9 protein-coding genes are annotated in these 12,848 nt (G+C 40.3%); 2 read left to right on the forward strand and 7 right to left on the reverse strand.

Features of this window, described 5'->3' with window-relative positions; genetic code table 11:
• The 4 genes from H4O18_RS00005 to H4O18_RS00020 form a co-directional block, all read right to left on the reverse strand.
• Window positions 1-592: c-type cytochrome domain-containing protein (locus H4O18_RS00005; protein ID WP_343065391.1), on the reverse strand; the 592-nt coding region annotated here is incomplete at its 3' end.
• Window positions 593-698: 106 nt separating this feature from the next.
• Window positions 699-2,093, reverse strand: a complete 1,395-nt coding sequence (locus H4O18_RS00010; protein ID WP_187581058.1) for a DUF2231 domain-containing protein — start codon at window positions 2,091-2,093, stop codon at window positions 699-701.
• A 44-nt stretch (window positions 2,094-2,137) separates the two neighbouring features.
• Window positions 2,138-3,649, reverse strand: a complete 1,512-nt coding sequence (locus H4O18_RS00015; protein ID WP_187581059.1) for a DUF1501 domain-containing protein — start codon at window positions 3,647-3,649, stop codon at window positions 2,138-2,140.
• 33 nt (window positions 3,650-3,682) lie between these two features.
• Complete coding sequence (locus H4O18_RS00020; RefSeq protein ID WP_187581060.1) at window positions 3,683-6,904, reverse strand: DUF1553 domain-containing protein; 3,222 nt, start codon at window positions 6,902-6,904, stop codon at window positions 3,683-3,685.
• Between the two features lie 213 nt (window positions 6,905-7,117).
• Between H4O18_RS00020 and H4O18_RS00025 the strand changes: the two genes are divergently transcribed.
• A complete protein-coding gene (locus tag H4O18_RS00025) occupies window positions 7,118-7,987 on the forward strand; it encodes a helix-turn-helix domain-containing protein (RefSeq protein WP_187581061.1) in 870 nt (289 codons plus the stop codon).
• A gap of 70 nt (window positions 7,988-8,057) precedes the next feature.
• Here the strand turns inward: H4O18_RS00025 and H4O18_RS00030 are convergent, their stop codons facing one another.
• Window positions 8,058-8,609, reverse strand: a complete 552-nt coding sequence (locus H4O18_RS00030; protein ID WP_187581062.1) for a YceI family protein — start codon at window positions 8,607-8,609, stop codon at window positions 8,058-8,060.
• 48 nt (window positions 8,610-8,657) lie between these two features.
• A complete protein-coding gene (locus H4O18_RS00035) occupies window positions 8,658-9,674 on the reverse strand; it encodes a formylglycine-generating enzyme family protein (RefSeq protein WP_187581063.1) in 1,017 nt (338 codons plus the stop codon).
• 162 nt (window positions 9,675-9,836) lie between these two features.
• On the opposite strand from H4O18_RS00035, the gene H4O18_RS00040 reads away from it, so the two are divergent.
• Window positions 9,837-12,551 (forward strand): M16 family metallopeptidase, encoded by a 2,715-nt coding sequence (locus tag H4O18_RS00040; protein ID WP_187581064.1) that lies wholly within the window; start codon window positions 9,837-9,839, stop codon window positions 12,549-12,551.
• Window positions 12,552-12,634: 83 nt separating this feature from the next.
• Here the strand turns inward: H4O18_RS00040 and H4O18_RS00045 are convergent, their stop codons facing one another.
• Window positions 12,635-12,817, reverse strand: a complete 183-nt coding sequence (locus H4O18_RS00045) for a CPXCG motif-containing cysteine-rich protein (RefSeq protein ID WP_187581065.1) — start codon at window positions 12,815-12,817, stop codon at window positions 12,635-12,637.
• Window positions 12,818-12,848: the final 31 nt, after the last annotated feature.

Here is a 12,848-nt window from a genome sequence, read left to right on the forward strand (position 1 = left end):
TCATCCGTCTGATCAATGTGTGCTCTTCCGCTTTTTGGGAGGGCGTTAGATTGTTCTCCTCCATCTTTTCCAAGACAAAGGCATCGATCTCATTTTGGGTCCAATCTGCCAGTTCCGTTTTTGGCAGCTCCGCTTTCTTGGGCGGGATAAAGGCCCAATGTTTTTCGAACTTGGCACCCTGTTCTATCCATTTTTTCAACAGTTTCTTTTCATAGGAATTCAGTGCCAATTGCGAATCCGGCGGGGGCATCAACTGCTTGGGGTCATCGGAAACCACGTGCTGGTACAAAAGACTATGGCCAGGCTTTCCGGCCACAATGGCATATTTCCCGGGATTCTCCGGTAATTCGGAAAGTGCGGCTTTCTCCAGATCTAGCCGCAGGCCCGCTTTTCGCTTATTGGCATCAGGGCCGTGACAGGTATAGCAATTATCAGAAAGTATAGGCTTTATATGGAAATTATAGTCCACGACCTCTGGCAGCTTCTGATCGGCGTACCCATCTCGGGAAGATTTGAAAAATCCCGATTTAAAGGCAAACAATAAAGCCACCAAGCCCAATAAAATAAATACTATGCCAACTTTTTGTTTCATTAGGGAACTAAATTTTCATTTGTTTAATTTTAAAGAGATAAAGTCCATACAGTTTCCTTTACCAAACCTCTAATATTCCATTGCCTATTCCTGACCAACTCCAATTTCACATTCCTAATATTATTGCAGGACTATTTCCATTTACCGCAAATCGATCTACCTCCTCCTGGGTTATGGCCGTTCCCCAGGCATACACGCGCTTTAATCTCTTCATTTTGGCAAAGTTCTCCAAGCTCATTGCCGTTATTTTAGTTTGATATAAATTGAGTCCCGTAAGGCTCTGATTAGCCAATATTTCACCAATGCCAGTATCGGTAATAGGATTTTTTTCAATCTCCAGTTTTTGAAGGTTTACAAATTTACTGATGGTTTTTAAATGCTTATCCTGGACTTTGTTGTTCTTTAAGGAAAGCCACATAATATTATCCTTAATAGGCAGAAGACTTTCCAGCTTCATATCCAATTCGCTACCATTCTTGGATGTAATTGATTGTGGGGGAAGAACAATCTCATACAAACCGGATTCAAATATTAATTCCCGTATCTTAAATCCTGTGCTCTCTATATCCTTTAGCACCTCCGCACTTACAGCTTGCACTTTTGGCAAGGGTATTCCACTCTTACCTGTGGCATCTTCAAGTCCCAACATAGTGGAAGCTATACTTGTTATGTCCTCAGGGGTTTCCAAATTGGCCAGCTTCACCCTGAAATCGGCATTGCCCCTATCTATCCAAAAGGTCAAAATAGATTTCTCTTCATCGGTAAGAGGAGTCTTTCCTTCCGGTGGCATATAATCCTCATCATGTGGATTCAACTTAACCCGCCTTATCATTTCGGACTTGGCTACATTCCCGGCTATAAAGACTTCTCCGTTTTTACCTCCCTTTTTTATGGCCATGGTATCCTGAAAGGAGAGCCCGCCCTTTTTCTTACTCGAATTATGGCAACTGGCACACTTGGCTTCAAGGATAGGGTTTACTAAATAATCATAAACAGCAGCTTCCTCCAATTTGGCAATAGGTGGCAGTACTACCTTTTCCGTTCTCCCGAATGGGGCGTATTTTACCAAATAATCGCTTCCATGGGTTAAATTACCTCCATAATGACCGGTAACACTCACCAAAACCACTACTAAGGTCAGGGCAGCCATATTGGATTTTAGACCGTTTAATTTTTCTATATTAAGCCTGCCGGAACGTATGGCCCAAGCAAAAAAAGTGATTAAGGTTGTCGCTATTCCAAACCAAAAATGGGTATCCAACATGCTCTGGTCATAATCTCCACTCAAGGAAAGCATATATCCCAGTATACTGGCCGCCAAGGCACTTATAGCGCCGCCGAACAAGGCCAAAGTAATTGCCATGGACAACGCAGGGTTTTTAATCCAACGCCCGTATAATTCCAAAATAAACGCAAAGAACAAAAAACCAATAGGCAAATGCACCACTAGTGGATGAAATCGACCTAGAAACAATACAAAATCGGGCACACTACTATCCATTCCTAACTTTTAAAACCAATTGTAACATATTTAATCTTTTTAAATTAACTAAGAATGTCTTTCACTACATCTCCATGTACATCGGTAAGTCTAAAACGCCTACCCTGATGTTTATAGGTCAATCTTTCATGGTCAATCCCAAAAAGATGCAATAAAGTAGCCTGAAAATCATGGGTATGTACTGGATCCTTGATAATATTGTAACCAAAATCATCTGTTTCACCATAGGAAAATCCAGGTTTCACCCCTGCCCCTGCCATGAACATGGTAAAAGCCTTAGGGTGGTGATCCCTTCCGTAGTTGGTGTCCGTTAACTGTCCCTGGGAATAGACCGTACGTCCAAATTCTCCGCCCCAAACCACCAAGGTATCTTCCAGCATTCCTCGCTGTTTAAGATCTTTGATCAATGCGGCCGTCCCCTGATCTGTATTCTTGCTCTGATGTTTTACACCCCCTGGGCAATTGCCGTGTTGATCCCATCCCTGATGATATAATTGCACAAATTTCACATCCTTTTCCAATAGTTTACGGGCCATTAAACAATTTGCCGCATAAGTTCCAGGATTTCGACTATCTGGCCCGTACATGTCAAAAATATAATCTGGTTCGTCAGAGGTATCGGTAACCTCGGGTACTGAAGTCTGCATCCTATAGGCCATTTCATATTGTGCTATCCGTGCATTTATTTCTGGATCCCCATAGGCATCATAGGCTATTCCATTCAATTTTTTTAAATAGTCCAGCATCTGTCTACGATCATTACCGTCATAATTCTCCGGGTCTCCCAAATAAAGTACCGGGTCTTTTCCGGAACGGAACTGTACCCCTTGATGCTCTGTAGGTAAGAAACCATTGCCCCACAAACGGGAATACAAGGGTTGCCCCGAACCGTTTTTAGAGACTAAGGAAATAAAAGTCGGTAAATTATTATTATCGGACCCCAGCCCGTAACTGATCCAAGATCCTATGGACGGTCTACCCGGTAGTTGGCTCCCAGTTTGAAAAAAGGTAATAGCAGGATCGTGATTAATGGCATCGGTATGCATCCCCTTTATAAAACACAGATCATCTACTATCTCCGACAAATAAGGCATAGCATCACTGACCCATGCCCGGGATTCACCATATTGTTTAAAATTTAGGGTTGATGCTGCAATTGGGAAGGCGGTTTGATCCGCACTCATCCCCGTAAGACGTTGACCCGCTCTTATTGAATCAGGTAAATCCTGACCGAACATATCCTTGAGTTTGGGCTTATAATCGAACAAATCCAATTGTGAAGGACCACCGCTCTGAAAGAGGTACACAATGCGCTTTGCCTTGGGCAAATGATGTGGTAATCCCAATTTATTTTTAGCGAAGGCATTTACGGAATTCTGTTGACCGGCGTAAGGATCAACAGCACTCCAAACCTTTTCTGTATTCAATAAAGAACCAAGCGCAATGGCACCAATCCCAAGGGAAGTTTTTTTAAAAAACTCCCTACGGTCCAATTGGCTTTCCAAACTTTGAAGATCTCTGTTGTTAGATCTTAATTTATCATGATGATCGCACATAGTTTCCTTTTTAATTCTAGTTTTCCCAAAACATTACCTTTTAGTGATACATGGGTCTGCATTCATAATGGCATTGGCCACAACTGCATTTGCAGCCACCAAGGCTCTATCATCCCCACTATGCAATTTAAATTCACCCGTATTAAGCCATCCTTTGGCTTTATCCATGTTGGCCGAGAATTTTTTGTATTCATTCTCCTGAAGTTCCACTAATAATTGCAGCTCATTTCCCTTGATTCTTCGCCCAGTCAGCTGTCTAAAAACATTGGAAATTGCCAATTTTATATCTTCGGTATCGCTCATGCGTTTGCCCAAAACCCTGGAAGCTTCAATATAAGTGGGATCGTTTAGCAATACCAAAGCCTGTAATGGGGTATTGGTTTCCTGTCGTCTAATAGTACACACATCACGTGCAGGAGCATCAAAAGTAGCCAGGGTAGGATGTGGCACCGAACGCTTCCAGATGGTATACATACTTCTTCTATAAAGTTTATCGCCCGTATCCTCCTTATAAGTAGCGTTGTTCACCCTCCATAATCCTTCTGGTTGATAAGGACTTACACTTTCCCCTCCTATGGTTTTGTTTAGCAATCCTGAACTGGCCAAGGCATTATCGCGCAACATCTCTCCTGATAATCTTTTTGAAGGCCCTCTTGCCAAAAGTCTATTTTCAATGTCCATTTCCATCAATTCTTCACTCACCAATGATGATTGTTGATAGGTTTGAGACATAACTATTAATTTCTGCAATGCCTTAACATCCCATCCCGAATCCCTAAACTCCAGAGCCAGCCAATCCAACAATTGAGGGTGACTCGGCATTTCACCCTGATTCCCAAAATCTTCAGAAGTCTTCACCAAGCCATTGCCAAAATAATGCTGCCAAAACCTGTTCACTGCCACTCGGGCGGTCAAAGGATGGTCCTTATGAAATAACCATTTGGCAAATCCCAATCGGTTTTTTGGATAGTCTTCAGGCATAGGCAATATAGCTTCTGGAGTATTCGGGAACACTTCTTCGCCCTTGGCGTTATAAACTCCTCGATCTAATATATAGGACGGTACAGGTTCAGGGGTCTCCTCCATGACCATTACCTCCTTTATTTTTTCCACACTATCCACATAACTCTTGCGCAATTCGGCCAATTTACGCTCTTGCAATTTGGTTGCCTTGGAGACCAACTTCAAATAGTATTCTTGTAATAATTTTATATCACCGGACGCAAAACCACCTACCTCTCTTTTTATCAGATCATTAAATTGAGGACTATCTGCGAGTTGCATTACCTCAAGGGCAGACAAATCCCTTTTATAAACCCGTATCTCATCGACCACGGCACCTTTTATTCCTTTTCCCCTTAATCTGGCGCCCAATTGTAGACCCGGCTCATTATTGTTTCTAAAAAGAATATCCTTGTATAAATTATCGGTTTTCACCAAGGTCTCCATCTCCTTGCCATTAACAAATAGTTTGTAACCGTCTGCTTTACTAGACCCATCATAGGTAATGGCAAAATGAACCCATTGATCCCTAGGAAATGCTTCTTTAGCAATTTCTATAATGGCATTGTTCGGGGCGGTATGTGCCATCATCAGTTCCAGCTTATTGTCCACAATCTTAAGATGATAACCTCGCCAATTGTACAAAATAGCACCATCGCCCTTATGAAATATATTCCCATTCTCAATATTCGAGGGTATATTGGCCCATAGACTTATACTGAAAGCATCATTACGCCCAAAAACACCGGCCTTTTTTAAATCCAACCACGTATCTCCATCCAACAGAACACCTTTGCCTTGTTTTCCGTCCGAAAGATGTATTTTTTGCCCTTCGGTGCCCTCCCGCTTCATAGTTCCCTTTTGATTTGGGTCGATGGTATTTTGTAAATTCTTATCATTGAGATCGAAGTAGGCCGTCAATCCGTTCGAAGGGACTTTCGATTCAATGGATTTATATTGTTTTTCGGATAACCATTTATCAAAATTTGCAGCTACCTCCTTTTGCTCTACTTTTTTAATCTCCCCTTCCGTCTCCTGAACAAGTTTATGCATATAGGAAAGCACCTTTTCCTCCTCTTCGGTAGTCAACATCAAGGTGGGTACAGGTGTAGCATCATTCCAAGAAATTTGTCCCGACTCGTTTACATTGTTAAAAAAACTGGTGAGTTCATAAAAGTTCTTATGTGATATGGGATCATATTTATGATCATGACACCTAGCGCAGGCCACAGTAAGCCCCATAAAGGCCTGTCCTACTGTACTTGCCCTATCCACAGCATATTCCACCAAAAACTCTTCACTTACAATACCGCCCTCCATGTTTTGCGGATGAATACGGTTAAAAGCTGTGGCCAAGGTTGATTCCCGAGTAGGATTTTCAATAAGATCTCCCGCCAGTTGCCATGTTAAAAACTGCTCATAGGACATATTTTTATTAAAGGCATCTATCACCCAATCCCGCCAAGGCGACATGTCCCGATAACGATCAACACTATAACCGTGGGTATCGGCAAAACGGGCCAAATCCATCCAATCCAAGGCCATTTGTTCGCCGTAGTGGGGAGAGTCCAACAATTTATCCACCACCTTTTCGTAGGCTTCGGGGGAGGAGTCCTTCATAAAAGCATCCATATCCTCCAAAGTTGGTGGTAATCCAGTTAAATCCAGATACAATCTTCTCAACAATAATTCCTTGTCCGCTTTGGGGGAGAATTGCAGTTTATCCTGCTCCAAGCGGGCCAGTACAAAATTATCAATAGGGTTTTGTACCATGTCCTTGCCCTTAACTTTTGGTACATCGTATGCCTTTGGTTTAATAAAGGCCCAATGATCCTTGTATTCGGCACCTTGTTCTATCCATTTGATCAAAACTGCCTTCTCATGATTGGACAGGGAAAGGTGGGAATCCGGTTCCGGCATCACATAGTTAGGGTCTTCCGAGATAATTCTGTGAAACACCTCACTCTTATTTAGATTCCCAGGCTTTAATGCAAACTTGCCTGGTGACTCCTTTAATTCCTTAAAGGCTTTTTTAGGGGTATGCAACTGAAGATCAGCCTTTATTTTTGCCTTGTCCGGACCATGACATATGAAGCATTTATCAGAAAGAATAGGTTTTACATGCAGATTAAAATCGATCTGCTTTGGTAATTTATCATATTCCAGAGATACCAATTCCGGTAATTCGGGACCTCCACAAGATAAAACCAATAAAAACCAAGCATAAACTAAAATATTCTTAATAATTGCCATATACCATCATACTATTTAGCACTTTTTCAAAGATAAAATTTAAGGATTCATAATTCCCGTCCAAATCAGTTTAAGTATTGTACATTTCCGACATTGTCATTTTATAGATAGATAATATTTCCTAACTTTTACACTAAATTAGTACCTTGAATCTATATTTATAATGAATAATTAAATTATAAACATTACTCCAAATCCGACAAAAAATTAATTATGTCTAAAATACTTCAATCTTTAAAATTGGACTTATTAAACGTAGGGTATGCAAAATTGGACCCTCTATGGGACTATGATGATGTCATTAGTCCGTTTCTCCGACTTTATTACATCACTACGGGAAGTGCCATGGTTTATCACAGTAATGAAGCCATAGAATTGAAGTCGGGACATATATACCTTATTCCCAGTTATACCTTTGGCAGGTATAAATGCGATGACTACCACGAGCAATATTATATCAGCTGTTTGGAGGAGATAAAAAATGGTTATTCCATTTTTAATTTTAGCAGCTTTATTTACGAGTCAAAGGCCAACCCCATGGATCTGTATTACTTTAAGCGTCTTTTGGAGTTAAATCCCAATCGGCAGTTGACAAACAACAATCCAAAAGTGTATGACAATAGGCCCACGTTGATGGATTTTAAAAAGAAGAACGAAGAATTAGGGCTTTCCGCATATATGGAAACCCATGGTATTTTGAAGATTCTTCTTTCCAGATTTATTAAGGATGCCCATTCGCAATCCCCAAAAAGTAATGTAAAAAAGGAATTTGGCATGGTCTTAAACCACATTCACGAAAATCTGCACGAACCATTAACGGTGAAACATTTGGCCGAGTTTTGTCATTTAAACACCGATTATTTTTCTAGGGTTTTCAATGAAAATTTTGGTATGCGTCCCAATAAATACATTCAATCCAAACGTATTGAAAGGGCACAGTTACTCCTACTTTCAACAAATAATTCCCTGAAGCAAATTGCAGAAAGGGTAGGATTGGAGAATCCGTCCTATTTTACAAGAATATTTAAGAATCATACTGGGAAAACTCCAGGAAGTTTCCGGGAGGAACAGTTAAAGAAATAACGCTAGCCAGCAATTATTAATATTTCACCCTACCGTCCTACAAAATCAGTCAAAGCAATCTAAGGCGGCCCTATCCCTTGGTAAAAACCAGATCAAAATCGATAGTGACATTATCACCTACTATAATCTGGCCAAACATTGCCGTTGGCGGTTCCATATTAAAATCTTGCAACTTTATTTCCTTGTTGCCCTTAAAAACATACTTCCCACCTACTTCTTGGAATTCAGATGTAATATCCACTTCTTTTTCAGTTCCAGCAATATTGAGCAAGCCCATAATATGAAAAGAATTTTCCGAGCCAGTGTCCTTCTTTATTTCTTGAAATTTAAAAGTTACCTCCGGATGCTCTTCCTTCTTTAGAGCGGCATGCATTTTCTTGTCCATAGCCGCACCACGTTCACTTTTTATTTGCTCCACCTCTACTTGAAACAGCAAATTTTTAAGTACCCCTGCATCCATTTTCATAGACCCCTTCATTGAATTGGCTGTTACTGTCCAATCATGAATTGTGGAACTACCATTAATTTTTAGGACACTTTCCTTGGCCAAGGTGTATGTTTCTTGTGAATAGCCCACAAAAACGAGGAATAAAATTGCTATAAAGGACAGTCTATTTTTCATCTGTTATATTTGTTATTCTAATTAGTAAGTGTTTTTATTAGGCTCTACCTACTCATCCAATACGGTCTGCCAAAACTGTTTTTGTTCCTCTTTTGAAGGTTGCACTTTTGGACTCACCAATCTAAATCCAATAAAGTTGGAATCGGTGTTCCACCAAAAGCTTTTTGGAATCTGTGGATCCCTCTTTTGCAATTTTAAGCTGGAGGCGATTCTTGCTGAAGACCTCAGTGTCTTTGCGTCATCATCCCATGACCCACCTTTTATCACTCGGGGATGAATTACCGTTGGTTTTACCCAAGGGTTCTTGGATTCGGTAATGGCAAAGGCATTTTCCTTATACTCATCCAATGTCCACTCGGAGACATTCCCGTGCATATCATAAAGTCCCCAAGGATTGGGCAATTTACTACCGACCTTGGCATACTGATTATTGGAGTTTTTATAATAAACAGCATATTCGTCCAATTTTGTTACATCATCACCGAAAGAATATGCGGTATTGGTTCCTGCCTTGGCGGCATATTCCCATTCCGCTTCTGTTGGCAATCTATAAAACCTGCCAGTAACGGTACTTAACCACTTACAGAATACTAAAGCGGAATAAGCGGACATACTTATTGCCGGATACCCATCCTTTCCCATACCATAGGACGGATCCTCATAAGGAGGACTAGGCCTCGTAATGGCATCTATATTATTTAACTTATCGGCGTCCAAAGTCTGGAACAATTCTTTGTTTTGTTTAAAGAACAACTCAAAAACCTCCCAGCCAAGTTCATATTTGCCCATATAAAAGGCGTCCAATTCAACATCCTTCATAGGGCCTTCGTCGGCCTTTCTATTGACCTGGTTCTCTGGACTTCCCATCGTAAATTTTCCTTCGGGAATCAGCACCATTTCAAATGAAATATCCGTAGCCGGAATATTTTCTGTAAATACTTCTGCAGTATGTGTTTTTTTATCGGGCCCAGCCGTAACCGACTTTCCTGATTTACAGGATCCCAAGGAAATTAACAATAAGGTAATTAAGAGAAAATTAAATACTCTGGAGATAATTCTAAGCATTGATAAAATCAGTTTTGGTTGATCGCATAAAAATATTACTATTTTTTAAAAGAGCCATCCCAAAGTCTTATTTATAACAACAAAACTCAAAATTTCTAAGGTTTCAACTCCTAAAACACCCTGTAATTTTTGTATTATTGAACAACATAAAATTACACTACCATGAAAACAAAAATCTTATCGCTTATTTGGATCGGATTAATTATTAGCAGCATATCCTATGGGCAAATAAAGAAAGTTGCATCTGTAGAGGGAATAACCGAATATAGAATGGATAACGGACTTAAAGTACTTCTGTTCCCTGACAATTCTTCCCAGACCATAACCGTTAACATCACCTATCTGGTAGGATCCAGACATGAAGGTTACGGAGAAAAAGGAATGGCCCATTTATTGGAGCACATGGTTTTTAAAGGCACACCCAACCATCCGGACATCCCTAAAGAGTTAAGCTCACATGGAGCCAGACCAAATGGCACAACTTGGTTCGATAGAACCAACTATTTTGAAACCTTCAATGCAACCGATGAAAACCTGGATTGGGCTTTGGATTTGGAAGCCGATCGAATGGTGAATTCCTATATTGCCAAAAAAGATCTGGATTCGGAATTCAGTGTAGTTCGCAATGAATTTGAAAGTGGGGAAAACGATCCCTCAAGGGTTCTTATGCAAAAGGTGATCAATGCTGGTTACCTATGGCATAACTACGGCAATAGTACCATTGGAAACAGGTCCGACATTGAACGTGTTCCCATTGATAATCTTAAGGCCTTTTATAAAAAATTCTATCGTCCGGACAATGCCATTCTAATGGTCACAGGCAAATTCGACGAAAGCAAAACATTAGCCCTGATAGAAAAGAAGTTTGGTAAAATTGAGAAACCCTCTACTCCATTACGGGATTCCTATACCGAAGAGCCTGCACAGGATGGGGAAAAGACCGTGCATCTCAACCGTGTTGGCGATTTGCAGATCGTTGCTGCCATGTACCACACCCCAGCAGGCTCCCATGAGGATTATGCCGCTATATCCTTAATAGAAAATGCCCTAGCGGATGAACCCTCGGGCAGACTCTACAAGGCTCTGATCGAAACCAACAAGGCTTCTTCCATATGGTCTTTTTCGCCTTTCACCAAAGAGCCAGGTTTTTTATATATAAATGTAGATGTGCCATCCGATAAGAATGCGGACGAAGTTGAAAAAATACTTAAAGAAACTTTGGACGCTATAAAAACTACTCCAATAACCCAGGATGAATTAGATCGCGCCAAAGCCAATCTTTTAAAACAAACAGATCAAATTTTTAGAAATTCGTCCTATCTAGGGACATATATGAGTGAATTCATCGGTGCAGGCGATTGGCGCTTAGCATTTATACAACGTGATAGAATTGAAAACACTGACCTGGAAAAGGTAAATGAGGTGGCCAAAAAATACTTGATCAACACCAATAGAACAGTTGGCAGATTTAATCCTAACAAGAACCCCGAAAGAGTTGAGATAGAACATACACAAAATCTAGATGCCCTGGTAGTCGAATACAAAGGAAAAGAAGATATGGGGACGGGTGAAGCCTTCGATGTTTCCTATGATGCCATTCAATCTAGATTGGATAAGGGCAAACTTTCCAACGGTATTGAATATGGAATTATCAAAAAAGGCAACCGGGGCAAAACCGTAAGGGTTAGTTTTAGTACCAGAAATGGAAACGCAGAATCCTTGTCCAACAAAGGTGTTGTTCCGTCCTTTACTGCAAGTATGCTTAACAAGGGTACCCTCACCAAAACAAGACAACAGATAGAGGACGAATTAAGCAAATTAAAATCTTCGATATCTTTTAGGGCCAGTAACGGTAATGTTTATGCCAATGTAGTTTCCACCGAAGAAAACCTCATGGCCACATTGGCCTTAATGACCGAAATGCTAAAAACCCCATCCTTTGAGGCAGCGGAATTGGAGAAATTAAAAACCGAGTCCTTGGCATATCTGGAAAGTAATAAGACAGAACCCCAATTTTTGGCTTCCAAAAGGTTATCGGAAATAAATAACACTTTTCCTAAAGGCCACCCTTTGTACTCCATGTCCGTGGAAGAGGAAGAAGCGGCCATTAAAGCAACAAACATTGAAGACATAAAGAAGTTTCATAAAGATTTCTACGGCCTGGGCAAGTCTATTCTGGTAAGCATAGGGGATATGCAACCCATGCAACTAAAAACCTATATGGAAAAAGAATATGCCAACTACAAGAGCAAAAAGGCCTACGAGCGACTTAAAGACCCCTTTAATGATTCTCGAGATGTGAATGAGGACATTCTTACCCCGGACAAAAAAAATGCTATGACCCTTGGAAACCTGAATATTAAGATTAGTCAGGACGATGAGGATTATGCTGCATTGAATATGGCGGCTACCATATTGGGTGGTGGTTTTCTAAATTCAAGGATTGCCGATAGGTTGAGACAGAAGGATGGTGTTAGTTATGGCGCAGGTGCTGGATTCCAAGCAGATTTCAATGCTGATGACCAAAATTCGGCCATGTATATCTATGCCATTTATGCACCTGAGAACTATAGCAAGGTACAACAGGGATTTATGGAAGAATTGGATCGTTTTATTAAGGATGGTATTACTGAGGAAGAATTGAAGAATGCCGTAAACGGTTGGATTCAAGAGGAAAATGTTTCCAGAGCCAAAGATGCTGAACTAGCTGGCCTAATAAACAATAACATATATTATGACCGTACCATGGACTTCCAAAAATCATTGGAAGAAAAGGTTAAAAATTTGACCGTAAACGACGTAAACAAGGCCATCCTAAAATATATTAAACCTTATAAAAATTGGACAGTGATAAATGCCGGGGATTTCAAAAAATAAATTTAGCCTAACACCCCTCTAAACTAAAAAACAGCCTAAAAGAAATTATTTTAGGCTGTTTTTCATTAAAACGTAGTTGATTCTTATTGGCCAATATCCATTGCTTCAAACCCTATAAGTTCACCATCATTAAAAACGGGAGAAACCGATATTGGATTACAACAAACTTCACAATCTTCCACATAAGTCTGTTTCGTTATGGAAGGGTCCAATAACATAGATATTTCTTCCCAACAATAAGGACATTGAAAGAAATGTTCGCACATGGATCAAGAGTTTAAATACATAACAATATAG

Origin of the sequence: Arenibacter arenosicollis, from assembly GCF_014397245.1 — a bacterium.
In the GTDB taxonomy this organism is placed as follows: Bacteria; Bacteroidota; Bacteroidia; order Flavobacteriales; family Flavobacteriaceae; genus Arenibacter; species Arenibacter arenosicollis.